This window comes from Varibaculum sp., assembly GCF_008661855.1.
In the GTDB taxonomy this organism is placed as follows: Bacteria; Actinomycetota; Actinomycetes; order Actinomycetales; family Actinomycetaceae; genus Varibaculum; species Varibaculum timonense_A.
This window is the reverse complement of sequence record NZ_RPZY01000023.1, coordinates 21,312-46,224: the sequence shown is the minus strand read 5'-3', so window position 1 is coordinate 46,224 and position 24,913 is coordinate 21,312. Positions and strand designations below refer to the sequence as shown.

Here is a 24,913-nt window from a genome sequence, read left to right as displayed (position 1 = left end):
GTGGCTATTGCCTCTGCTAGCTTCGATAACTATCAGCCCCCCAGTGTCCAAGTTTTTTTGGTAACCCGGGGACTTACTCCCTACCTGCAACAATCCCTAAAAGCCTTACAGCGTTCGCGGTATCCATTAGATTCTATAGTGGTAGTAGATACTGATCCTGCCACCGTCCTTAGCCCCGCTGATTTACGTCCCTACGCGCCCTTACAATACACCCAGGTGAAAGCGAAAAATCTGGGACAAGCAGTGAGTGCTGCCCGAGCAGATAACCTAGCAGCAGTAGATTATCTATGGCTTCTTCACGATGATTCTGCTCCGGACCCAGCTTGTCTGGGAGAACTTGTCCAGGCATTCGAGAACTCTACCACCTTGGGGATTGCCGGTCCTAAAGCGCTTGATTGGGATAAACCCGATACCCTTGCCTCGGTAGGTATCCACGCTACCCGCAGCGGCAAACGTCTCTCTCTGTTCGATTCAGGTGAACTTGACCAGGGACAATACGATTCAATCAGTGACGTCCTGTCCGTAGGCAGTGCCGGAATGCTAATAAAAGCCCAACTTTGGGATCGTTTGCGCGCCAGTAGCCCTCTACTCAGTCCTTTCACGGAAGCTCTAGAGTTAGGGCGGCGCGCCCGAATGGCAGGCTATCGCGTATGCCTAGTTCCTTCCGCACGTATCTACCATGCTCAAGCCGGACTTTATGGGCTGCGCGAATATCTAGATAATCAAAACTCTGCTGACCGTATCTCTAATGAAGAGAGCGAGAATCCCACAGGGGACAGCACTAACAAGCCTCCCCTCGTAGAGGAGCCAGCGACCACCCCGGTAGCGCCCCCCTTCGACACAGAAGAAAACCCTCCGAACGAGGGCGCGTCCTCATTCCTCAAAATAAAAGCTCAACTCGATTCTGAAGCGAAACCAAGCCTCAAGGAAGCAGAAAAGAGCGCCGCAAAGTCTAGCGAACAGGTTGCAACCGAGGACGAGCAACTGCCACTAGATGCCGATGCACCCATTCCGCACCAACCGGTTTATGTCTACGACCCGCCCCCAATAACCCCCTTGGCGGTGCAGGCTTCCCGCGATAAAGAAAAATCTTGGGCGATTCGGCGCGCAGATAACTATATTTATCGCGCCCTCACTATAAACTCACTGCTCCTACCACTATGGATACTGTTCCTGCCCCTAAAGTCGGCTATTTTAGCTCTAGGCTACCTGCTTCGCTCTGAAGGGTATCGCGCAAGAGCAGAGATAAACTCTGCGCACCAGGTCATAAAGACGCTAGGCAGGATTGTTTCGGCGCGACGGATTCAACGCCGTCAATCCCAGATTTCCCGGCGCGAACTGGCGCGTCTGGAAATACCCCCTAGTCAGGTGCGACAAAATCGCCGTCTAATCCGCAAAGTCAGACAAGAACACGGAAAAGCAATCTATGCACTGGGGGCGCTCGCGAAATCCCAATTGGAAAGCATTACCAAACGTGCCCGCATCATAGCCTGGTCGCTCGCGGTATTTTTCCTGTTTATTTCGCTGTTTGCATTCCGAGATTATCTGGGCGGTATGCACGGGGGATTCTGGAGTGTACTCCCCGGTAACTGGAATGACTTTTTTGCTCTTGCCACCAGTTATTGGCGTACTTTTTCTACCGGGATGAGCGGGCCAGCCGATCCTATCGCCTATCCACTGCTAGTGTTTAGTGCGCCTTTCGCTCTTTTCGGGATTTCCCCTACCACGGTTTTGCGTTGGCTATTGATTCTTTCTCCTCTGGCAGCGGTGATGAGTGCCTGGTTAGCCTCCGCTGCGCTCACCCGAATTAATCCCCTGCGCGCCCTATTTGCGCTTAGCTGGGCAGGGGCGCTGCCTTTCCTGGTTTCTTTGCAAAGCGGGAACCTTCCGGCAGCATTGAGCCATATATGTTTGCCGCTAGGGATTTGGGGCAGCTTATCTTTCTTTGGTCTTTGCCGTCCCTATCAATTGTCCGGTGTGTATGGAACGGAAGTATATTATCCGCCTATCCGCCCTCGGGCAGCAGGTGGCGTTGCGGCTTTGGCTCTGAGCGTTGTTTGCGCCGCTGCCCCCTGGATATGGCCACTTGCCTTCGGGTTCATGCTGCTATGTGTGGTTAGCGTATCCCTGAAGCGACATTTGTCCTGGCGGAAGCGATTTTCTTTCCTGTGTGGCGCTTTGGTTATCTTAGGACCGTCTCTGGCTACTTTATTGCCCTCCCTGGTTTGGGCGCTACGAACTCACAGTTTGGGTTCCTATCTATTTATCACCCCCGCGGCTGTGGCCCCGATTTCGATGCGGGAACAGTTATTCTCCCTCGGGCAACTCCTCTATGGCATACCTGTAATCGCGGGGATAGCTGCTTTAGGGGGCGTGGTTCTTGCAGCTACCGCAGCTTTATTTACCGGACGTGACCTGATAGCTACCCGCGTAGCCTGGGCATTTGTCTTAGCAGGCATGGTTATTGGGGCGTGGGCGGCTGGGCAAACGGTCGCGCCCGGGCAAAGGGCGTGGCTGCTTTCCGTATTTTCCTTGCTGCTTGTGGGATTACTGGGAGCTGCTGTGACCGGCATAAACGGAACTGAACTTGGTAAAACCCTACGCTACCTATTAGGAAGTTTGTTGGCTCTAGCTTTAGTGCTGCCACTGGTAACCGTGACTACCTGGAGTATTCCTAACACTAACTCTCCGTTAAAGCCGGGAGGTGAACGCGCGCCAGTTGCATTTTCAATTCTGTCTACCTCTGAAAAACGTACCCGGATGCTCCTAATAGATCGGCAAGAGCAGACCTATCAGGTGTCTATGCGCCGAGAAGAAGGACCGGGGCTGCTAGCAACCAACTGGGAGATGCGCGCCGATATGAAAACGCGGCCCGCCCCGGAACAGCAGGTTTTAACGATGCTAGTTGCTGGCAATGACCAGCAGGTGGCAAATCTATGTGCCGATTTAGCGATAGAGCAGCTCTTAGTAACTAACCGCGCCGGTTCGGAGGGCTTAAACGCAAAACTTGCCGCCTCCTCTTATTTTCATCCGGTATCCACCAAGGCTGATTACCAGGTCTGGCGTCTGGATACCAGTAAGTTTTCTCCCCCTCGTTTAGCTTCAAGGGTACGAATCGAAGATATAGGTGGGCAAGAAACAGTGCCGGCAGGGGTCTTGAGAGCCCAGAAAAACATCTCGGCGTCCTCGCGCCCCCGCAAACTGCTGTTGGCAGAAGCTCCTCACCCCGCCTGGAAAGCCAGCGTCGATGGTAGACCGCTTCTTTCTGATACCGAGGGCGAACTACAGGTCTTTACCATCCCGGCTAATATCTCTGGTCACCTCGAAGTATCTTATGGTTCTTCCGGCCGTAACTTGGCGATTACCGCAGTGCTGCTGGTCTATCTAGTGACGATAGCTGCCTGTCTGCCTCTTGGAGAACGGAGGGAGAGGGAATGAAAAAACCAGTAGCCAAAACGATTTGGGCCCTAGCTTCTGCTGTAGTGATTGTGCTTGCAGCCCTAGTGATTCCCGCAGCGAGCTGGCGAGACCTCCCCGCCCTCTCAACTACGAAAAATACCGGTGTTAAAGTGGCTGTTCCGGCAGGAATTAGACAGGTGGTGTGTCCCGGACTGCCCGTCGGTAACGCTAGCGCCTGGGTTAAAGCCGTTTCCCTGGCGGGAGAGGGGACAATTACTGATAGCAGCGGGAAAACTATTTCAGGAGAAAGCCCGAAAACAGTAGCTCAAACTGGGCTGCAAATACAGGTAAATCCGCTACAGGGACGCAACGGGGCAGCAATCGGTTACGTTAGTGGCTCAGGAACGCAAAACGAAAATGGATTTTTCGCAGATTATTGCGCTCCCCCGGTTAATCGCGCCTATTTTCTTACTCCCGGAACTATGGTCGGCAACGCCTCCACCTTGCACCTGGTAAACCCGGCAGGTAGAGCCGTAACTGTACAGATTCAAATCTGGAGCGAACAGGGTCCTTTAGGGGGAATAATAGCGCAAAATGTTCCGGCAAAAGGCAGTTCCGCCCTTATATTGGATGGGCAAGCTAGCGGGTTTAATCGCCTAGGAGTATTGGTTGAGGCAGAGGGTGCTGGGGTTAGCTCTTGGGTTAGTTCCACGCTGGCTACCGGTGCTCAAAAAGAGGGTGCTTCCCATTCGCCACGTCTAGCATCACCAGAAAATGAGGTTGTGATTCCCGCAGCAAAAATCACTGATAAAGCTAGTCTGCGGGTACTTAACTCCAATTCGGCTGTTGCAACTTTGCAAGTCTCCCTGCTGGATACCAAAGGGGAAACCCCACTGTCATCGCCGAATAAATTACAGGTTGCCAGCGGAGCAGTTTTCGATATTCCGCTGGGGGGAGTTAAAGACGGAGTGGCTGCGGTAAAACTTACATCAAATCAACCGGTGGTGGCAGCAGTATTTGCGGAAGAAACGGTAGCAAATCAGCCTACCCTGGCAATTTACCCCTCGGTGCCGCCCAGCACTTCCGGGGCAGTGCTGGTAACTAAACAATCGGAAAACCTATCCTTTGAAAGCTCCTATCCTCAAAAAATTACTTTAGTTTCAGGAGAAAAACGCCAAGAGATAACCCTTTCGCCAGGGAAAATAGCAATAGTGAAACTGTCGGAAGGGCTATGGCAGTGGCAAAGCGAACACGAAATAAGGGTGGGACAGCTAGTAGGAGATATTGCTGGCACATTCCGCACTATCGCAGTGGAGAAATCTGCCTCAGAAGCTGGGGCTATTTCGGTGAAAATAAATCCCTGACCGTCAAGTTTTAACAGGTCTGCCAGTAGATATAGATACCGTAGAACCGGTTTTCTGGATTAGTTTTATTTATGAGTAAGGGCGAGTTTAGGGATTACCAGGATGCGGGGAAAACCTCCTCGGGTGCACACCCAATCTCCACACTCAAATGGGTTGCTAACACTGCTTTTACCGCCTGTTCCATCTCGGCCGAGCTGGAACAGCGCCACTGAATAGGTAAGCGGTACACCACTATCCGGGTAGGAAGTCGCCCACTTTTATCAGCCGGAAACATCCTGCCTAAAACCGCCCGAGATGATTCCCATTCTGCCGGATCCGAAGGAGGCACGTCCTCCACCCCGAATTCTATTTGCGAAACCTCGCTATGATGGCGGGCAGCTAAAGTCGCTAAATCAATAACCAGCTGATCAAACTTTTCCCGCCGAGTTCTCCACGCTGGAAGCATCGGTAAGAAAGTAACTCCGCGTAAACCCCGTCCGTGACGGTCGCGGCGGCTTCGTGTCACACCCCTCACGAGAACGCACCTTACCGCGAGTTTGGCTTGGTTTTTATATCCCGCGCCGCTAACGTGCAATTGTGCGGGTAAGTAGAACGTGTTCCAAAACCGGTTGCAGCCAGATAGCGGCCGCAACTTTAACCTACGTATATAAAGATTCCACCGCCGTCCTCGGCCCCTTAGCAACCCAAGCGGAACCACACGCCTACGATTTGTGTGCCCAACACGCAAAAACTTTAACTGCCCCTAGAGGCTGGCAGGTAGTGCGGTTAGCTAGCGAATTCACCCCCGCTGAACCCAGTGATGACGACTTAGAAGCCCTGGCAAATGTAGTGCGAGAGGCATCGAAGCGTCGCCATCTTTCTACCGCGCGGGTAAATAAGAACTGGGATGGGCATCTCAGTCCCGAAGCTACCAGTGGGGGCAGTGGACACCCCGGAAACGAATATGATGCCTACGCAAAACAGGGACTAACCCCCCAGCACCGACCAGTCACGGAACAACGCCGAGGACATTTACGGCTATTACCTGGGGGATTACCGGATAAAAGTGTGCAGTAGCGGAGTTTTCTAGCGAAAGTAGAATATCTGGTTGCGCAAGATTTACCACCAGAAAGCTACAGTAATCGCGCAACTGATTTAATATAAATGCGCCTTCGCGCGGACAGGTCGCTAAAAAGCCCCTTCGGCGTGGCAGAATAGAAACTATGACCGTGAAAATTTTGGTAGTAGACGATGACGAAGCGCTCGCGGAAATGGTGGGCATTGTGATGTCCACTGAGGGTTATAAATCAGTTTTCTGTCACCACGGTGAACAGGCTTTTAATGTTTTTCAAGAGAGCCAACCGGATTTAGTGCTTCTGGATTTAATGTTGCCTGGCAAAGATGGGGTGGAAATTTGTCGGCAGATTCGCACCGTATCCGATTTGCCAATCATTATGCTGACCGCAAAGTCAGATACTGCCGATGTAGTGGCTGGTCTGGAAGCAGGAGCCGATGACTATATCCCCAAGCCTTTTAAGCCCAAAGAACTGGTTGCGCGGATAAAAGCTCGCTTGCGTGGGCGCAGTAGTGAGGGGCAAGAAGAGGACGTTGATATGGGGGATTTGCGTATCAACGTGGTGGCGCACGAAGTTTTCCGGGGTTCAGAGCGGATTGATTTAACTCCTCTAGAGTTTGATTTGCTGCTCACTTTAGCGCGTTCGCCTTGGAAAGCCTTTAGCCGAGAAGAACTCCTAGAGGAAATCTGGGGATACCGGCATCCGAACACTGATACTCGCTTGGTTAATGTCCATGTGCAGCGGCTTCGTGCCAAGATAGAGGAAGATCCCGAACATCCCAAGATTGTACGTACTGTGCGAGGGGTGGGATACCGCGCCGGAGGCAACTCTGCATAAATGAGTGCGCAATCCCCAGCGGAGGCAGATGCCCCCACTTCCAGCAATTTTTGGGAGCTGGTGCGACAAAAAAAATGGCGGCAAAGCCTAGAGAAAATACAAACCGACTTGTCTAATTTGCCGATATTACGGTTTTTCCTTTCCTCTGTATCTGCGCGATTAACTGCGCTAATGACGCTAGCTACCGCCGTAATGATGGTGATTTTGATTGTTTCGGTCACTACTCATGTCTCTAATGGAATCTTCCAAAAACGACTCAATATTGTTTTGCAGGATGCCTCGCTTCGGGCTCAAAGTTTGCAATCCGCTTTTGACTCTACGGTGGTTGATTCGGTTAATGGAGTACAAGATGCTGCCTACACCCTAATTTCGGATCAACGAGATGCTTCCGCCGGTGCGGGCGGGGTAGGGGCAATGCTGTTGAAAGACCCGAATGAAACCCGTCCCTTAGCTATCAACGAGATTATTGACCCGGAACAGCGCGCCCTCATCACCAAAAATTTACGTAGGGCGGTAGAGCAAAAAGGTGGAATTCACTGGCAGTCGGTGTCTTTAAAGAACTCGCAAGAAGAAAAAACTCCCGGGATTGTGGTCGGGTCGCGAGTATTGCTGCCGCTAGTGGGTTCCTATGAAGTCTACATAGTCTATTCTTTAGCCTATGAACAGCAAACTGTTCATACTGTAAACCAGGTGCTCATTTTTGGAACGGTCGTACTCTTAGCGCTGATAACAGTGCTGATAGCCGCGGTATCTTATTCGATTTTGACTCCTGCACGCCGAGCGGCGAAAGCAGCTAGGAAAGTTTCAGCCGGAAACCTTAATATCCAATTGCCGGTGCGGGGCAAGGACGAACTCGCTCAGCTTTCGCAAGCCCTCAACGATATGTCCTCTTATCTTCGCGAACAAATTAAAGATTACGAAGAGCTATCTACTTTGCAGCAGCGGTTTGTATCCGATGTTTCTCATGAGCTGCGCACCCCGCTAGCCACCATCCGTATGGCTACCGATTTGCTTTATGATGAGCGAGACGAGCTTTCCCCCACCAATGCCCGTTCGGTGACGATTTTGCATCGCCAAGTTGATCGGTTCGACAAAATGTTGGCAGATTTAATCGAGATTTCCCGGATTGACGCTTCAGTAGCGCAACTATCGTTATCCGACACTAACCTAACTAACCTAGTGTCCGAGGTTTTAGAATCTAATCGGTCATTAGCTGAAAAAATGGGGGTTAAGGTCGAGCTAAAGTCTTTCGGCGACACCATTGCGCAGCTAGACCAAACCCGGGTAACGCGTATAGCTCAAAACCTCCTGGTAAACGCGATTGAATTCGCAGAAGGTAAACCGGTGGAAGTTACGGTTGCTGGCTGTCATACTGCGGTGGCTTTCCAAGTGCGCGATCATGGACCGGGGATGAGCGACGAGGTGGCTCAACACGTTTTTGACCGTTTTTACCGGGCTGATCCCTCTCGCAAACGCACCACCGGTGGTACCGGTCTGGGGCTTGCCATATCTGCCGAGGACGCTGCGTTACATTCCGGGTTGCTCACGGTTTTGTCGTGCCCGCTGGAAGGCTCCGCTTTCACCTTGCTACTACCGCGTCATGCGGGGCAAGAGATTACTGATTTACCTCAACAGGTGGAAAACCAAGATTTGATTGCCGCGCGTGGGCGCTGGGCTAAAGAACACCCGGAGGACATTATTTTGTCCGAGGAGTTAGACGACACCTCCTTGGAGCTGCATCACCTACAAACCGATGTGAACTCCCTGGAAACTGATATTTCTAACGAAGAGGATAGCTTAAAGCAGATGTCCGACGACCTTCCTTTAAAGGTTAGTGACGATGCTTCCACTCAGCTATCGCCGCGAATATCGCCAGACGATAGCGTGATTAGCATTCAACAAAGAATCGAGAATCTACAGGCCGAAGAAGACCAAAAAATAGATAGTGAATCAGAGGGAGCCGTCTGATGAAATGGTTATCTTTTCGATGGCGGCAGCCGAGAGCCTGGGGAGCGAAACCTAGGGCAGTAAATCCCTGCACGTCCTCGGGAAAAATAGTTCCGTCCTCCAAAATAATTAAAAAACAGCGAGGAAAACAGATTCTGGTAACTTTTGTTGCTACTTGCCTGACTTTAACTATGGCAGCTTGTGCCTCCCTGCCGGATTCAGGACCGGTGCGGGAAGGAGAAGTAAACCGGGATGCACGTAACCCTCTGGCACAGTTAGCGAGCGGGCCGGTAGATGGATCCACGCCTGAAAAATTATTAGCAGATTTCCAACAGGCCTGCGCTGCCGGTACCTATGACGACTATGGAATCGCCCGGCAATTCCTAAGCGCTGCCCAACGTCGCAGCTGGAAACCGCAGGCACAGGTGACGGTACTGAAACCAAAAAATGAGCTGAAAGTAGAGTTTAACAGCACAGATAATACTGCTACCGGTACTGGGCAGCCGATATTGCGTTTAAGTAAAGCCGGAATCGAGAAAGATTACCACGCTGAAGAAACCTTCAAATATCAACTGGTTAAAGAAAATGACCAATGGCGGATTAACGCCTTACCTGATGGGGTGGTGCTCACTAGCTCGGCTTTCAAAAACGCTTATGGTAAACGAAATGTCTACTACTGGTCGAGTGACCGGCGTTTTCTAATCCCGGATCCTAGATGGGTTCCTCGCAAGAACAGCCCGCAACACCTGTTAGAGGCACCTTTTTCCGGACCGACCGCAGACCTAAAAGGTGCGCTGCATTTGCCAGAAATTTTAGAAAAAGTTCCTTCCAATCTTGTAACTTTGCAGGGCAAAAAAGCGCAGGTGGAGCTACCGGAGACTGTTCGATTGCGCTCTGAAGCGGATATTTCTCAGCTATATCAGCAGCTGCGATTAACTCTGCTTGATGTAGCGGGAATCGAAGAAGTTATTGTCACGCAGTACGACGCCGTGCTGTCTGACCCTAGTGAACAACCGGTATCGACGCCGAAACGGAAAATGTTAGGTATCCGCAACGGTGAAGTTATCGAGGAGTCCGATTCTCAAAATGGGGTATTCAATTCGGCGGCAGATTTATCTGGGATAGTTACTTGGCCAACCCCTTCCACCAGCGATTTTCAGGTGGCTATTCGCGGCGGTAACGAGCTGGTTCGTCTGCAACGAGGTAAAGCTCCCGTGGTGCTTTACCGGGGTAAGAATTTGCGGAATCCGCAGATTGATCCCTGGGGGTGGGTATGGACAGGTGACAGTTCCAAACCTGGGGATTTAGTGGCAGTAAATGCGCATTCCCGGGTGGTTACGGTAAAGGTTGCGTCAGAAGGTGAATGGAAAATCCCGTTTTTTGCACTCAGCTCACCAGGGGTGCGGGGATTGGTAGTTTGGCAGATTGGATACAGTTTCCAAGGGCAACAGGTTACGGTTATCCGCAGTGAGGACGGTACCCCTACTCAGGTGGTTGCTACCCCAAATAAAACCGCTGTTTTACGGGATGTGCTTTCCGTGGCCTGGATTGATTCCGGTCAGGTCGCGATTTTGCAGGGCGGTAGTTCCCCTAAAGTTCATATAGCGGCGATTAATTCTTATGATGATTCGTTTGAACCGGCGCTTAATGCCCGCTATTTAGTCCCTAATCCTCCTGATGGGAATGTGCAGGTGGTTACGGATCGCACGGTTCGTATGGTTCATATTGAACAGTCTTGGCGAGTGGTGGGTAACGGGGTTTCTTATCCTGCTTTTGCGGGAAGCGGATAGTTTTATAGCTAGCGACATTAGCTACCGGTATTTTCTGGTTTAAGCCAGCCGGCATTATTTTTGCTGACAGCGATGTCCCCAGAGGTGGATAAGTGGCACTTTTCCCCAGTAGCTTATTCCATAGGGAGCGGGAGGAGAGTTCTGTTGGAAAGATTTATCTATGGGTCTTACTGTGTTCCCCTCCTTTTCTCAAGGCTCAGCGCCATTTAGTGGGAAAATCGCAAAGCATTTCCGCGCGTTCTCGACCCTGTTGTTCCCTGAGACTTGCCCCGGTTGTGGGCGTCTTGACACCTTACTTTGTGACCGGTGTCGAGGGATATTCTTGCGTGCCCCCACTGCCGTTGATGCCGCTACCGCTTTAGGTAAGGATGCCGGGCAAGTCTTTACGCTCAGTCTTTATCGTCAGCAAGCACGTGGGGTAATCCTAGCGATGAAACATTCACGAGGGTTTTATTACCAGCAGCTTCCTTTCTTTATTGGGGCAGTGGCGGCGAGGTCGATTGCGTTAAGCGTTTCGCAGCCCACTCTGATTTGCCCCGCGCCCTCTACCTCACATTTTGGTTCTTCTCCCATCCGTTCGACCGCCGGTAGGTTAGCGGCAGGATTGGCAGCCGGGTTGAACGCTTGTGGGGGTAAAGTGCGTCTAGCGGGGTTGTTGGAGCTTAAAGCGGGGAGTAAGAAACAGGCAGGTCGCAGCTATCAGGAGCGGTTACGAGGACGAGCTGGAAGTATGCGTTTAGCTGCGCCGGGGGAGTTGGATTTCAGTAAACGGGTGTTGCTAGTTGATGACGTTATCACTACCGGTGCTACTATCCGGGAAGCGGTAAGGGTAATAAATGAGGCGCAGACACAGGTGGTAGGGGTGTTCTCCCTTGGCGTAGCCGAAAGAAACCTCAAAAGGGCTTAATGGTTTGGCATTGTGCGGTAAAATTTTGGTACTTGAAAAGCCCAATGATGGGCGAAAGGGGGTGGTAGCTACAATCACCGCGACCGGAACGAGCCGGTACGCATTCACCTGGGATCTTTGATCCCCATACCGTGCCCTGGAGGACACAAATGGAAATTATCGTTGAAGCACGTAACGCCGAAATCCACCCGAATTTCCGCCAATATGCCGAGGAAAAAGTCGCTAAGGTTGAACAGTTTTATCCGCGGGTACAGCGGGTTAATGTGGAGCTTACTCATGAACCTAATCAGCGACAAGCAGATACTTCTGAAAAGGTGGAACTGACAGTTTTCGGTAAAGGGCCGATTATCCGCGCTGAGGCCAGTTCTTCTGACCGTTACGCCTCAGTAGATATTGCTTGTGGCAAACTATATGAACGGTTGCGCCGTGCCCGTGATCGGGCTAAGGATCATCGTCGTCGCCGGGAAGCGCAGCATCAAGAGGACTCAATCAAGATTGAAGAACTTAATCTCAGGGACGCCGCCAAGGCGGTTACCCCTGATGACGGCGAGTTTTCTCCCGATGTTCCGCGAGAGAGAAAAATTGGGGTTCCCGATGAAAGTCAGTTAGGTGATTCCCCAGTTGTGGTTCGGCAAAAGCTGCACGAAGCATCGGTAATGACTGTGAGCGAGGCTCTGTACCAAATGGAACTGGTGGGACATCCCTTCTTCGTGTTTATTGATTCCGAAACCATGCAACCTTGCGCGGTCTATCACCGTCGTGGCTGGACCTATGGGGTTATTCGCCTAGATGCCACGGCGACTCCCCGGGAGAGCTAATAGGCAAAGATGCCGCTGTCCCTGGCAGTAAGGGAATATACTTGGGAACCTGCTTTATTCAATTGAATAAAGTGCTTAGATTCCAAAACGGGACACGTTCCCAAAAACTTATGGGGGGGCTCTGACAATAGTCAGAGCCCCCCCATTACTATCAGGTAATTAACGCATTTGGAAACGCTGCTTACCGCTGTTCCAGCCAGTTTGTTCCAGCAGCCTAGGCTGCGCGGTGTCCCGGTCGATCCGCCAGCCCGGATCGGTAAGCATCCGGGAAATAGCCAGACCTACCCCGATAGAAAGAATAACGAAAAACACTTGAGTTAGTGCCTCGGTCGCTTGAGTTATCTCTCCATTAGATAGGTGAGTAATCGCTGCATACAGGGGTACGCCGGGAATCATAATCACAACTGCCGGTACTGTCAGCGAAGTGCGGGAAAACCTGAATCCGCTGGCGAGGGAAATAAAATGTGCCACAATCCCAATGGTTAAAGCGGCAAGTCCCACCGCAGCTTGGGGAAGCATCCCCTCACTGACAAAGAAAAGACGCCCGACATTCGCGCCACCGGCAACTAAAGCCGCACAGATGGCAACTTGCGGACGAATAGAAAACAGCACTGCGAACCCGAAAGAAGCAATCAGAGAACAAACAAATTGCAATAAATAAAGGGCAGGGCCATCAACCGGGAAACTGCTAGGAGGATCAATATGCCAGTTAAATATGGTAGCAATCATCCATACCGAAATCCCGGCCGAGATAACTAGCATCATCACATAGGTCATCCGGGACATTCCCGCTAAGAAATCCATCCGCACCAAATCAAGAATCGCTGTTACCAGCGGAAACCCGGGAACTAGGAAAAGAACCGCGGAAATAATTCCTTGCGGGTGAGCCACTTCGAGCAGTCCAGACAACAGTAGAGCCTGGCTAATCCCCATATAGATGAAAGAAGCCATCAAACCACACAGCATCCAAACCCCGAAATGGTTAGCTTTCCGTTTCAGCATCATGCGTCTTAAAAACTGTCCGCAAAGTGCCGCTATAGCAACCACGCTACATTCAACCACTCCGCCCCGATTCAAAAAACAGAAACCGGCACAAGCTATTCCAGCTGCCAGGCAGTTTACTACTCCGGAATAGGGTGGTTTGCGCGCGCAAATCTCATCAAGAGCTTTCTCGGCGTCCTCTACCAGCATTCCCGGCTTCAAAGAACGAACAAATCCCCGCAAATCGTCAAGACGCGCCGCATTAGCCCCGAACGCGCGTTGTTCGTGGGACTCGGTGCGGAAAGTGCCATGAGCATAAACGGAGGTGACGATTTCGGAAAAAGTAACTTGCGAATGCTGAGCTTCGATTCCGACAGCGTTGGCTAGCCTCGCCATCGAAAATTTAACCAGATAGGCGCTAGCTCCAGCCGCTAGCAACGTGCGTCCCAAGCGGGTTACCACCCCCGATTGGGCAGCTAGTCGGTCACGTAAGGCGCGAAGCTCATCATGCTCGCTACCGTGGGGATTAAGAGTATCCCCTTTGGACTGCCGTAAAGAGCCTTCGGAGGACGAAGCGTCTCTGTCAGCACCGATGTTATTTTGGGCGGATTCTTGCTGCATAAGGTAATTATCTCCCCTAAACTTCACAGGTATCCAGGACGAAAGAAGCAAATCAGGCGCGATAATTATTACAACGCGCCAGCCCGGTTAAGACTGACGCGTTGTAAAACTTAAATATCGGGAGGCTTATAAGCCACCGATGATTTGTGCGATTAGGATCTTACCCACCATCGCCAAGGGGTATACCAGGGAGTAACCAAGCGCCACTCGCGGATCAAAGTTAGTACGGTTATTTGCATAGGCGAGGACGGCCGGCTGAGTTTGCGCCCCAGCCAACAGACCAGATAGGCGGGTTCCACCCATCTTGAAGCCGTAGCGCATCACGAAATACAAACCGAAGCCTACGGTGAGGGTAACTGCCATACCCACCAGTAGAATCCCTAGCCACGCCCCGGAAGTAAAGGCTTTCATAATCTGACCACCAGCGTTATAGCCAGCTTGAGCCAAGAACACCAACAGACCGAACTCGGCAAGCACCTGACTGGCGGTATAAGGCAAAGCGGTGGGGAAGGGACCAATGCGTCCTACCCGGCCGAAAATAAGCCCTACTAGCAGCGTTCCAGCTGCAGAACCAATCGTGAAGTACTCGCCACTAGGAGTAAGAATGGGGAACTCACCGATTAGCAGTCCCAAAACCATGCCGACACCTAAAGCCACCGGATTAATAGAAGTCAAGCCGGTAGTGGAATCCCCAAAATACTTGGATAGCTCTTTAAGGTTTTTGGTGGGTGCCACTACCCGAACCCGGTCGCCCATCTGAAGTACCAGGTCAGCGCGTCCTAGCATATCGGTATCGCCACGCCGTACCCGCGACACGGTCGCTTGGTAACGTTCCTCTAGGCCAAGCTCCCCTAAAGTGCGTCCAGCCAGCTTCGGATCAGAAATAGTGATTCGGCGATAGTCCCAATCCCGCCGGTCGGCAGCAAGGGAAATCGACGAACCATGTCCCAGTTCAGAAACCACTTCGACCACCAAGTTTTGCGGACCAACTACGGTCACCAGGCAGCCTTTACCGAGTTTAGTGTCGGCAGTGGGACGCACAATAGGCCCGTCCTCGGTTTCCCGAAGCCGGGAAAAACGCACGTTTTCGCCAACATGGGCACGGATATCGCGCACCGAGGGGCGGTCGTCCCGCTCAACCCGCACCGTGCGAGAAACCAAAGATGCGGGGCGGTCTTTATCGTTCTTGCCATAGTTGAGAGCTAAGGTAGCCACGATTAGCATTCCGAATACGCCAAACAAGTAAGCAATGGAATAGGCAACTGTTGCCGACTGTTCATCACCAGAGGCCGCGCCGGCAGCAGCTAGAGCCGGGGTGTTAGTAATTGCGCCCGCAAAAGTACCGCCGATAGTGGCCGCATCCATTCCCGCGATTTTGCCTAGCACGCAGGCAACTACGCCCCCGCCGGCTAAAACCGCGAAAGTAGCGGCCATAATCCCTAAAGATTTTTTAAGAGAAGCAAAGAAAGAATTCCCCGAGTTAATCCCGATAGCAAAAGCAAATAGAGCCAGACCGAGTTTTCCGAACTCATGCGGGAATTTGGAAACCATATCCACGCCCTCGGCGGTACCCCAAGCGGAAATCCCGATAGCTAGGAAAAGGACTGCAGCCGCCCCCAATCCGATTCCTTTGATCCGGAAATGCCCCAGGTACATCCCGATCCCGATTAACCCGAAAAGTACAAGTACAGGTTGTGCTGCCAGGTATTGGAAGACTGTCTGCACGATGCCTCCTTAATGAAATACGTAGCTCCTTCTATGATTTCATACCCAAATCACGCCGCGTTAGTCGAAAGTCCGTCCTAAGTTGGCAATCAAAGAGGAGTTAATCACGATTTCGAGGTAAAACGGAGGGATAAGGGGTGTCTCCTATGTAGCCAAGTGGTGGGAGCGGAAATAAACACTATCGGGTTAATAGCGCCTAGCAACCGAAAGCCAGTCGGTTCGTATCAAAAGCTGAGACGCTTCCGCCCGCTGGCTATTGGTCGCGTAGCGTTTGAATTGTTATGGCGAAACGAATTACGAACCTAGTCAGCCTAGTACTGCTGGTAGTACCGGGCGGGGCTAGTCGCGTCTAAAAACGTTTCAGATGTAAAGCCCTAGGTAACAGCACCTAGGGCTTTTTTATTTAAAGAAAACAGGGAAACATACAGGAACGGGGAGCAAGGATGAGTAGCAAAGAGCAAAAACCCGGCGGAGCGCCTCCTGGAGAAAGGATGAGTGGAGCTCGGGCAGTAGTCGCTACCCTAGAACGCCTGGGAGTGACCGATGTATTTGGTTTACCCGGCGGGGCAATCATGCCGGTTTTCGATGCGCTCTATGACTCGAAGATTAACCAAATTATCGTACGGCACGAACAAGCTGCGGGACACGCAGCAGAAGGATACGCCCTTTCCAGCGGGAAAACCGGAGTCGCGATTGTAACTTCCGGACCGGGAGCCACCAACCTAATGACCGCCCTGGCAGATGCCCACATGGATTCAATACCGTTATTAGCTATTTCCGGGCAAGTATCGGCCAACGCCATCGGTACAGATGCTTTTCAAGAAGCCGATGTAGTCGGAGTGTCCATGCCGATTACCAAACACAATTTCTTGGTAACCGAGCCCGAAGAGATTCCCGCTACCCTTGCCCAGGCCTATCATCTGGCCTCTACTGGTCGTAAAGGCCCAGTGCTGGTAGATATCGCCAAAAATGCGCAAGTCGGCGAGCTAGATTTTTCTTGGCCGGTAAAAGTGGATTTACCCGGATACAAAGTTGCCAGCAAACCGCACGCTAAGCAAATAAAAGCCGCTGCCAAGCTAATGGCCGCGGCAGAACGGCCAGTCCTCTATGTAGGCGGGGGAGCGCTGGCGGCCGAAGCGACGGCAGAGCTAAAGGAACTGGTGGAAGTTACCGATTTCCCGGTAGTGCTTACCCTGACCGCGCAAGGGGCGTTCCCGTCCTCGGATCCCCATTGCCTAGGAATGCCGGGAATGCACGGTTCGGTGCCGGCGGTAACCGCCTTGCAACGCGCGGATGTGATGGTGGCGCTAGGGACACGTTTCGATGACCGGGTAACTGGTCGCCTAGATGCGTTTGCCCCGGATGCGAAAGTGATTCACGCCGATATTGACCCCGCGGAAATCTCGAAAAACCGGGTAGCGGACATACCGATTGTGGGAGACCTGCGGCAGACCCTACAGGGATTACTGCCGAAAGTTAAAGAGGAAATGCAGCGTAACCCGCGAGACATTTCCGGTTGGAAACACCATTTGGATTACATCTGCGAGCGTTACCCGCTTTCCTATGATGAACCAGATGATGGGCTGCTCCCCGCCCAATATGTGATTAAACGGATTGGGGAAATGGTGGGTAAGGACGCGATTTACTGTACCGGTGTAGGGCAGCATCAGATGTGGTCACAGCAATTCTTGCCCCACGAAAATCCGCGCGGCTTCCTCACTTCCGCCGGCTTAGGGACGATGGGGGTAGCAATTCCCGAGGCAATCGGGGCGAAAGTTGCTAACCCGGATGCGCAAGTCTGGGCGATTGACGGGGACGGGTGTTTCCAAATGACCAATCAAGAACTCGCGGTCGCCACCTTAGAGAATCTACCGATTAAAGTGGCTATTATTAACAACTCGGTGCTGGGAATGGTTCATCAGTGGCAAGAACTATTCTTTGACTCGCGTTTTTCGGGCACTTTATTACAAGACGGAGAGGGCGGAAAGGATATTCCCGACTTCGTGAAACTGGCAGAAGCCTACGGCGCGCTAGGGTTGCGGGCCCGGACCAAAGAGCAAGTTGATGAGGTAATCACACAGGCAATGGAAACCAATGACCGTCCGGTGGTAATTGATTTTCGCGTCTCTACCGATTCCCAAGTCTGGCCGATGGTGCCGGCCGGGGAATCGAATAGCAATATTATCTACGCAGGCGGGCAAGGTCCGGTCTGGGAAAGTGAGGACTGATTGTAATGGATAGTCGCCACACCCTTTCCATCCTGGTAGAAAATAAACCCGGTGTGCTCGCTAGGGTAGCTGCCCTATTTACCAGGCGGGCCTTTAACATTCATTCCCTAGCGGTCGGAGAAACCGAAGAACCATCGATTTCTCGGATAACCGTACAGGTAGATGCGGAAGATTTACCTTTTGAGCAGGTAACTAAACAGTTAAATAAACTGGTAAACGTGTTGAAAGTGGTGGAGCTACATCCGCAGGACTCGGTCACCCGCAAGTTTGTGCTATTTAAAGTGCAGGCAAATGCGCAAAACCGTTCTCAGGTGCTACAGATTGTGGATCTGTTCCGCGCTTCGGTAGTAGATGTTCACCGCGAATCCCTGGTTATTCAAGCTGCCGGGGTGCAATCCAAACTGGAGGCACTGATGGAGACGTTAGCGCCTTATGGTATCAACGAAATCGTGCAATCGGGGGCGGTCGCCATTGGCCGTGGCCCGCGTTCAATCACAGATCAACTAAAGGAGAAGTAACAATGGCTGAAATCTTTTACGACACTGACGCGGATATGACCGCACTTGCGGGTAAGAAAGTTGCCATTATCGGTTACGGCTCGCAAGGTCACGCTCACGCCCTAAACCTGCGCGATAGCGGGGTGGAGGTAGTGGTAGGGTTACGGGAAGGCTCGTCCTCGGTAGCTAAAGCTAAAGAGCAAGGGCTAGAGGTCAAATCGATTGAACAGGCTACCGCAGAGGGTGACATCGTAATGGTGCTGGCCCCTGATCAGGTACAGCGGATGGTTTATGCCGAAAAAATTGCCCCGAATCTGAAACCGGATGCCGCGATTTTCTTCGCCCACGGTTTCAATATCCGTTTCGGTTACATTCAGCCGGGCGCGGGTCACGACGTTTGTATGGTGGCTCCGAAAGGCCCCGGTCACAAGGTGCGTGCCTCTTATGAGTCCGGCTATGGAACTCCGGCGGTTATCGCGGTGGAACAGGACGAATCCGGCAATGCTTGGCAAGTAACTAAGGCCTATGCGAAAGCTCTGGGAGCAACCCGGGCAGGGGTAATTAAGACTACTTTTACCGAGGAAACCGAAACCGATTTGTTCGGGGAACAGGCAGTGCTCTGTGGCGGAGTATCGCATCTGATTCAAGCCGGTTTTGAGACATTGACCGCGGCCGGTTATCAACCGGAGATTGCCTACTTCGAGGTTTGCCACGAAATGAAACAGATCGTGGATTTGATTAACGAGGGCGGGATCACCAAGCAACGCTGGTCTTGTTCGGACACCGCCGAATACGGCGACTACGTGTCGGGGCCGCGAGTAATTACTGATCAGACCCGCCAGGCTATGCGTGACATTTTGTCCGATATTCGCGACGGTTCTTTCGCGCAGCGTTTCATCAATGATCAAGACAACGGAGCTCAGGAGTTTAAACAGATGCGTGCCACTGAAGAAGCCCACCCGATTGAGAAAGTTGGGCGCGAACTACGTGCCATGTTCTCGTGGAATCAAAGTGATGATGACTACCAGGAAGGGCAGGCGCAGCGCTAAGGGCGGAGGCACGGTAATTGCTGAGGCATAGTGCTGGTTTGTGAAAAGATGCGAGAGGGGGCTTGAGCCGAGCGAAGCAAGGCTCACCGGGGTCCCCCGAGCGCTTTTCACGAGCCAGCGTCACCACCTTCAAGATTGATTTGAAGTGATTAAGCCGAGCGAAGCAAGGCTCACTGGGTCCCCCGAACGCTTTTCGGGAACCAGCAAACGGTAGCGCGGAGGAAGGTTAGTAAGGACTGTGGAGAAAACCATTAAGCTCGCGGTTATTCCCGGGGACGGGATTGGTAAAGAGGTAGTTGCCGAAGGTCTAAAGGTTATGGATGCTGCCTTGGCTGGTAGCGGGATTAGCATCCAACAAACCGAGTTTAATCTGGGGGCTGCTCGCTATCTGGAGACCGGAGAGATTCTGCCCGAGGCAGAGCTAGACAGCATTAAGAACCACGACGTGATTTTGCTGGGGGCAGTTGGAGATCCGGCGGTTCCCTCCGGGGTGTTAGAACGCGGCTTGTTGCTCAAGCTACGTTTCAGTCTGGATCACTACGTGAATCTGCGCCCGGCTCGCTACTATCCAGGAGTCCCCACTCCGCTAGCAAATCCCGGCGAGATTGATTTTGTAGTAGTGCGGGAAGGTACTGAGGGTTTGTACTGCGGAAACGGAGGAGCAGTCCGAGTAGGAACTGAGCAGGAAATCGCCACCGAAGTTTCCGTTAATACTGCTTTTGGAGTCGAACGGGTGGTGCGTTTCGCATTTGCCCAGGCTGCTAAGCGGCGCCAGCACGTAACCTTGGTGCATAAACATAATGTGCTGGTTCATGCTGGGCATTTGTGGCGGCGGGTAGTAGAGCAGGTGGCTGCAGAATATCCGGAAGTCACCTGGGATTACGCCCATGTCGATGCTGCTACTATTTACCTGGTGCAAGACCCGGGACGGTTCGATGTAATCGTTACCGATAACTTGTTCGGAGATATTTTAACTGATGAAGCCGGCGCGATTACCGGGGGGATTGGCCTGGCGGCCTCGGGAAATATTAATCCCGACCGTACCTTCCCCTCTATGTTTGAGCCGGTACACGGCTCGGCTCCTGATATCGCCGGAAAGGGAATCGCTGACCCCACGGCTACGATTTCTTCGGTAGCGATGCTGTTAGAAAACGAGGGCGCAGAGCAGCAAGCGGAAAATATCCGCGCTGCGATTGCCGCCGATATGGAGGAGCGCGCCCTCGCCGCCGAGCAAGGTCACCCTTTACGGCGCAGTACCAGCCAGATTGGGGACGCGATTGCTGCCCGCCTTTAACCAGGGAACAATAAATCACCCTAAGGATGAAAATAGGAAACAGACGGTCGTTAAGTAGCCGAAAAACAGAATTTAGGAATTAGTAACAGGCTCGGGGGAGCCGGAAAGAACACGATGATGAGCGAGAACGGTTTAACCCATACATTAACCGAGTTAGAGGCAGCATCCCAGCTGCCGCTACCTAGCGCTGATGAACTAGCGGGGCGTTTTGCTTTGCAAGCTAACCAGAATCCAGCCAGCGAAGAAGAATACCGCGAGATTATGGATTCCCTGTCTTTCGGTTCTCATTTCGGGGATCACATGGCGGTTGCCGACTGGAAAGCAGGTGAAGGGTGGAGCGGACACCGCGTGCAAGCCTTTGAAAACTTGAGCCTGTCGCCAGGAGCCGTAGTGTTCCACTACGGGCAAGAAGTCTTTGAAGGGCTAAAAGCCTACCGACATAAAGATGGCTCGATCTGGGCTTTCCGCCCTCGCTATAATGCTGCCCGCCTGAACGCATCTGCGCGGCGCCTGGCGTTACCGGAAATCCCGGAAGAGGATTTCATGGCTTCTATCGTTGATTTGGTGCGCGCCGATAAACGCTGGGTTCCCACCGCGCCAGGTACCTCCCTCTATCTGCGCCCCTTTATGATTGGAACCGAGTCCTACCTGGGAGTACATTCTGCCAGGGAAGTTAAATACCTGGTGATTGGTTCTCCATCGGGGGCATATTTCTCGGGTGGGGAAGCCAAAGGGGTCTCCATCTGGGTAGACCGCCACTATCATCGGGCAGGTCCAGGCGGGACTGGGGAAGCTAAATGCGGAGGTAACTATGCGGCTTCCCTGCTGCCTCAAAAACTGGCGGCTGAAAAGGGATATGAACAGGTCTGTTTCTTGGACACCAAGCGAGGAGAAAACCTGGAAGAACTGGGCGGTATGAACGTGTTCGTGGTGCGCAGGGACGGTTCAGTACATACTCCGCGCCTTACTGGCGTAATTCTGGAAGGTGGGACTCGCTCGGCTATCTGCCGGCTACTGCGCGATAGTGGCACCCCGGTTTTCGAACGCGATATTTCTCTAGAGTCGCTGGTAGCAGATATTTGCTCCGGTGAAGTAAGCGAAGTATTTGCCTGCGGAACTGCGGCGGTAGTAACCCCCATTGGGCGGCTAGGCTCTGATGATTTTGAGGTGGAGGTACCTTGCGGACCGGTCACTGCCAGCATTCATAAACGGCTAGTAGACATCCAAAACGGGGAAGCGCCCGATCCTTACGGCTGGACTTATCACCTTTGCGAATAGTGGCGAGGACGCAGACCGGGATAAAGGTAACCTTTGCGTCTTGAGGTGCAATCTTCGTCCTCGGAATGGGTAAATCTGTTAGGTAGAAAATAGGGAGAAAAATGGCTTATCCACTTCGTTCAAGAGCCTCCACTGCCGGCCGCAATATGGCAGGCGCGCGCTCGCTGTGGCGGGCAACCGGCATGAGTGATAGTGATTTTGGGAAACCGATTATCGCCATTGCCAACTCTTTTACCCAATTTGTACCGGGTCATGTACACCTAAACCAGGTGTCCCCGCTGGTGGCGCAGGCTATTAAAGATGCCGGTGGGGTGGCGAAAGAGTTCAACACCATCGCGATTGATGACGGGATAGCAATGGGGCATCAAGGGATGCTCTACTCTTTGCCCAGCCGAGAAATCATCGCGGATAGCGTGGAATATATGGTGAACGCCCATTGTGCAGACGCTCTGGTTTGTATCTCTAACTGCGACAAAATCACTCCGGGAATGTTGATTGCCGCTATGCGGCTCAATATTCCCACAGTGTTTGTCTCGGGTGGCCCCATGGAGGCCGGGCGCGGAATCGACCCCAAAATGATTGTGGGGCCGTCCCAAAACGGACACGGCAACCTGATTACAGTCATGAACGCCACCGCTGACCAGGATATTTCCGATCAACAACTGAGCGAGATTGAAAAAGCGGTATGCCCGACTTGTGGTTCTTGTTCGGGAATGTTCACCGCTAACTCCATGAACTGCCTGACGGAGGCGCTGGGCTTGGCGCTGCCTGGAAATGGTTCTACCCTGGCTACTCATGTTGCGCGACGCGACCTGTTCACCCAGGCTGGCAAGCTAATCGTGCAGCTATGTGAGTGTTACTATGGTCAGGAAGAGGACGCGGTTTTGCCTCGGCAGATTGCCTCTCGCGAAGCCTTTCTTAACGCCATGAGCCTAGATATGGCAATGGGGGGCTCCTCCAATACGGTGTTACACCTGCTGGCGATTGCCCGCGAAGCCGGGGTGTGCTTTGATTTGGAAGATATTTCCCGCCTGGGACGCAGCGTGCCTTGCCTGTGCAAAGCGGCTCCTAACCACAATGATTACCATATGGAGGACGTTCATCGCGCCGGGGGAATTCCAGCCCTCCTGGGGGAGCTTGACCGCGCCGGGCTGTTAAACCATGAGGTCATCTCGATTCATGCGCCCTCGTTAGAAAAATGGCTAGCCGATTGGGATGTGCGCGGCGGGTCTGCCACCGACCAGGCCGAAAAGTTGTTTAAGGCAGCTCCGGGAGGAGTGCGCACCACCGAGCCATTCTCAACTGCTAACCAGTGGAAAGAGCTCGATACCGATGCGGTCAGCGGTTGTATCCGCGACAGTGCCCACGCCTATTCGGAAAATGGGGGACTGACGGTTTTGCGGGGAAATTTGGCAGAAAAAGGCGCCATTATTAAAGCGGCCGGGATCGATAGCGACCTGTATCATTTCCGCGGTAAAGCCATTGTGATGGAATCTCAAGAAGAAGCCATCGAAAAAATCCTAGACCACAGTGTTAAGCCTGGTCATGTGGTAGTGATTCGCTATGAAGGGCCAGCGGGTGGACCGGGAATGCAGGAAATGCTCTACCCGACCTCGTTCCTAAAAGGGAGGGGATTGGGTAAAAAGTGCGCCCTAATCACCGATGGGCGTTTTTCGGGGGGCACTTCCGGGATTTCGGTGGGGCATATTTCTCCCGAGGCCGCTGACGGAGGCTTAATTGCCCTAATCGAGGACGGGGACGAAATCACTATTGACGTCAATACCGAATCCTTGACCTTAGAGGTTCCGGAGGCGGAGCTTAATCGCCGCCGCGAAAAAATGGAGCAACGTTCTCGCCCCTATACGCCGCGCAGCCGCAAACGCACGGTTTCGGATGTCCTGAAACTCTATGCCGCCTGCGCCCTCAGTGCCGACCAAGGCGGCGCTCGCGATGTAAGTCGGGTGACCGGATAACGGTCTCAACTACCAGTCAATCTAGGACGTAAATCCGGGCTGGCCGGCAAAAAGTACTCGGGGGACCCCGGTGAGCCTTGCTGAAGCGACAAAAGAGAAGTATCACGATTATTTCAGAAATCTCTTGCGGGTTTCGGATGTAAAAAGAAGTAAACGTAGCCACATATCATATTTCGTATCCGATGCTGACAGTAATGGATACAAGGCTGTCCCTATCGCATCTTTTTGCCAGCCAGCGTCACTGTGCTATCCGGCTTGAGGTTTCAATCCAGCTCTTCTGAAGCATAGCTACTTCGTGATTACTGCTGTTTTAAGGATGACCAAATAATTTCCGTCATCTGGTCGGCGAAGTCGTGAGGTTCTTCAAGCTGGTAGAGCCTAGCGCGATCCTTAAAATAGGCGACAGTCAGTGAATACTGCATCATCACCATGGTGCTATCTAGGGTGTAAGCTAGAACTTCCGCGGGTAAATCCGTGCGGATTTCCCCGCGCTCTTGACCTTGCCGAATTAATTCAATTAGTCCTTTTGAAGCATAAGTCTCGAGTTCTCGGGCAATATCTCTGATTAAATCTCGATTCCCGGTAGCGGTAATCTCGTGGTAAAGCTGCTGGTATTCCGGGTAGTTCTGGCAAGCGTGGATAGTTAGCAGCATTAGTTCTTTAATCTTGTCCCGTCCGCTGATTTCTTTCTCTAGAATCTTGCCGATGTCGGTTTCTATAATCCCCGCACCTAGGTGAATCACGTATCGAAATAGATCTTCCTTAGTTTTGAAATACTGAAATAGGGAACCGACCGAGATGTCTGCGGCGTTAGCGATTCGGTTGGTGTTCGCCGCTTCGTAGCCTTTTTCTGCGAATTCGCTGACAGCGGCGGCAATAATCCGCTGCGTCTTAGCTGAATCTAGCTGTCGGAAGCGCTTCGTTGCCCATTCCATTGCGAATTCCTCTTTTCAGGGAGTAAATCTTCACCTATCTGGCGTGATATTAGCACGTCCTATCGCAGAAAAAGGGGTACTTCGTCCTCTAGTGGGGCTGTCTCCGGGTCGTTAGGGCGTTACCTGATTCTGTCGGTAGCTAGGCTTTGCGTCATCGGATTCGCTTCTGAGGTATTTATGGTTACTGCCCTGCTAAGAAGGTGTTTGAAATAGAT

The 24,913-nt window shown here is 52.3% G+C and carries 18 protein-coding genes; 14 read left to right on the top strand and 4 right to left on the bottom strand.

Features of this window, described 5'->3' with window-relative positions; translation table 11 throughout:
• Positions 1–3,438, top strand: coding sequence for a glycosyltransferase (locus tag QZT94_RS02285; RefSeq protein WP_296760719.1), 3,438 nt, complete (start codon positions 1–3; stop codon positions 3,436–3,438).
• Complete coding sequence (locus tag QZT94_RS02280) at positions 3,435–4,763, top strand: DUF5719 family protein (RefSeq protein ID WP_296760720.1); 1,329 nt, start codon at positions 3,435–3,437, stop codon at positions 4,761–4,763. The genes QZT94_RS02285 and QZT94_RS02280 overlap by 4 nt, the downstream gene beginning before the upstream one ends.
• A gap of 94 nt (positions 4,764–4,857) precedes the next feature.
• Here the strand turns inward: QZT94_RS02280 and QZT94_RS02275 are convergent, their stop codons facing one another.
• A complete protein-coding gene (locus QZT94_RS02275; protein WP_270626211.1) occupies positions 4,858–5,268 on the bottom strand; it encodes a metallopeptidase family protein in 411 nt (136 codons plus the stop codon).
• A gap of 71 nt (positions 5,269–5,339) precedes the next feature.
• Here QZT94_RS02275 and QZT94_RS02270 point away from each other — a divergent pair, with 71 nt between their 5' ends.
• The 6 genes from QZT94_RS02270 (at position 5,340) to raiA (ending at position 12,117) form a co-directional block, all read left to right on the top strand.
• Complete coding sequence (locus tag QZT94_RS02270) at positions 5,340–5,819, top strand: DUF3499 domain-containing protein (RefSeq protein ID WP_270626212.1); 480 nt, start codon at positions 5,340–5,342, stop codon at positions 5,817–5,819.
• Positions 5,820–5,965: 146 nt separating this feature from the next.
• Positions 5,966–6,655: an MtrAB system response regulator MtrA gene (mtrA, locus tag QZT94_RS02265; protein WP_296760722.1), complete on the top strand. Its 690-nt coding sequence runs from the start codon at positions 5,966–5,968 to the stop codon at positions 6,653–6,655.
• Positions 6,656–8,623 carry an MtrAB system histidine kinase MtrB gene (gene mtrB / locus QZT94_RS02260; protein WP_296760723.1) on the top strand — a complete coding sequence of 656 codons (1,968 nt, stop codon included), beginning with the start codon at positions 6,656–6,658 and terminating at the stop codon, positions 8,621–8,623.
• Positions 8,623–10,392, top strand: coding sequence for an LpqB family beta-propeller domain-containing protein (locus QZT94_RS02255; protein WP_296760725.1), 1,770 nt, complete (start codon positions 8,623–8,625; stop codon positions 10,390–10,392). The genes mtrB and QZT94_RS02255 overlap by 1 nt, the downstream gene beginning before the upstream one ends.
• Before the next feature lie 160 nt (positions 10,393–10,552).
• Positions 10,553–11,299 carry a phosphoribosyltransferase family protein gene (locus tag QZT94_RS02250; RefSeq protein WP_296760727.1) on the top strand — a complete coding sequence of 249 codons (747 nt, stop codon included), beginning with the start codon at positions 10,553–10,555 and terminating at the stop codon, positions 11,297–11,299.
• Between the two features lie 149 nt (positions 11,300–11,448).
• Positions 11,449–12,117, top strand: a complete 669-nt coding sequence (raiA, locus tag QZT94_RS02245) for a ribosome-associated translation inhibitor RaiA (RefSeq protein WP_072510659.1) — start codon at positions 11,449–11,451, stop codon at positions 12,115–12,117.
• Between the two features lie 159 nt (positions 12,118–12,276).
• On the opposite strand, the gene QZT94_RS02240 is transcribed toward raiA, so the two are convergent.
• Both QZT94_RS02240 and QZT94_RS02235 read right to left on the bottom strand, forming a co-directional pair.
• Positions 12,277–13,719: a threonine/serine exporter family protein gene (locus tag QZT94_RS02240; protein ID WP_079985963.1), complete on the bottom strand. Its 1,443-nt coding sequence runs from the start codon at positions 13,717–13,719 to the stop codon at positions 12,277–12,279.
• 126 nt (positions 13,720–13,845) lie between these two features.
• Entirely contained in the window at positions 13,846–15,444 is a 1,599-nt protein-coding gene (locus QZT94_RS02235) for a TrkA C-terminal domain-containing protein (RefSeq protein WP_296760729.1), read from the bottom strand.
• 443 nt (positions 15,445–15,887) lie between these two features.
• Between QZT94_RS02235 and QZT94_RS02230 the strand changes: the two genes are divergently transcribed.
• From QZT94_RS02230 to ilvD, 6 genes are all read left to right on the top strand, one after another.
• Positions 15,888–17,672: an acetolactate synthase large subunit gene (locus tag QZT94_RS02230; RefSeq protein ID WP_296760730.1), complete on the top strand. Its 1,785-nt coding sequence runs from the start codon at positions 15,888–15,890 to the stop codon at positions 17,670–17,672.
• A gap of 5 nt (positions 17,673–17,677) precedes the next feature.
• Entirely contained in the window at positions 17,678–18,190 is a 513-nt protein-coding gene (gene ilvN / locus QZT94_RS02225; RefSeq protein ID WP_296760731.1) for an acetolactate synthase small subunit, read from the top strand.
• 2 nt (positions 18,191–18,192) lie between these two features.
• A complete protein-coding gene (gene ilvC, locus QZT94_RS02220) occupies positions 18,193–19,218 on the top strand; it encodes a ketol-acid reductoisomerase (protein WP_296760732.1) in 1,026 nt (341 codons plus the stop codon).
• 238 nt (positions 19,219–19,456) lie between these two features.
• Positions 19,457–20,512, top strand: a complete 1,056-nt coding sequence (locus QZT94_RS02215) for a 3-isopropylmalate dehydrogenase (protein ID WP_296760733.1) — start codon at positions 19,457–19,459, stop codon at positions 20,510–20,512.
• Positions 20,513–20,629: 117 nt separating this feature from the next.
• Entirely contained in the window at positions 20,630–21,790 is a 1,161-nt protein-coding gene (locus tag QZT94_RS02210) for a branched-chain amino acid aminotransferase (RefSeq protein WP_296760768.1), read from the top strand.
• Between the two features lie 101 nt (positions 21,791–21,891).
• Complete coding sequence (gene ilvD, locus QZT94_RS02205; protein ID WP_296760735.1) at positions 21,892–23,763, top strand: dihydroxy-acid dehydratase; 1,872 nt, start codon at positions 21,892–21,894, stop codon at positions 23,761–23,763.
• A gap of 299 nt (positions 23,764–24,062) precedes the next feature.
• Here ilvD and QZT94_RS02200 read toward each other — a convergent pair whose 3' ends face one another.
• Positions 24,063–24,698 (bottom strand): TetR/AcrR family transcriptional regulator, encoded by a 636-nt coding sequence (locus tag QZT94_RS02200; protein ID WP_296760736.1) that lies wholly within the window; start codon positions 24,696–24,698, stop codon positions 24,063–24,065.
• Between the last annotated feature and the right edge of the window lie 215 nt (positions 24,699–24,913).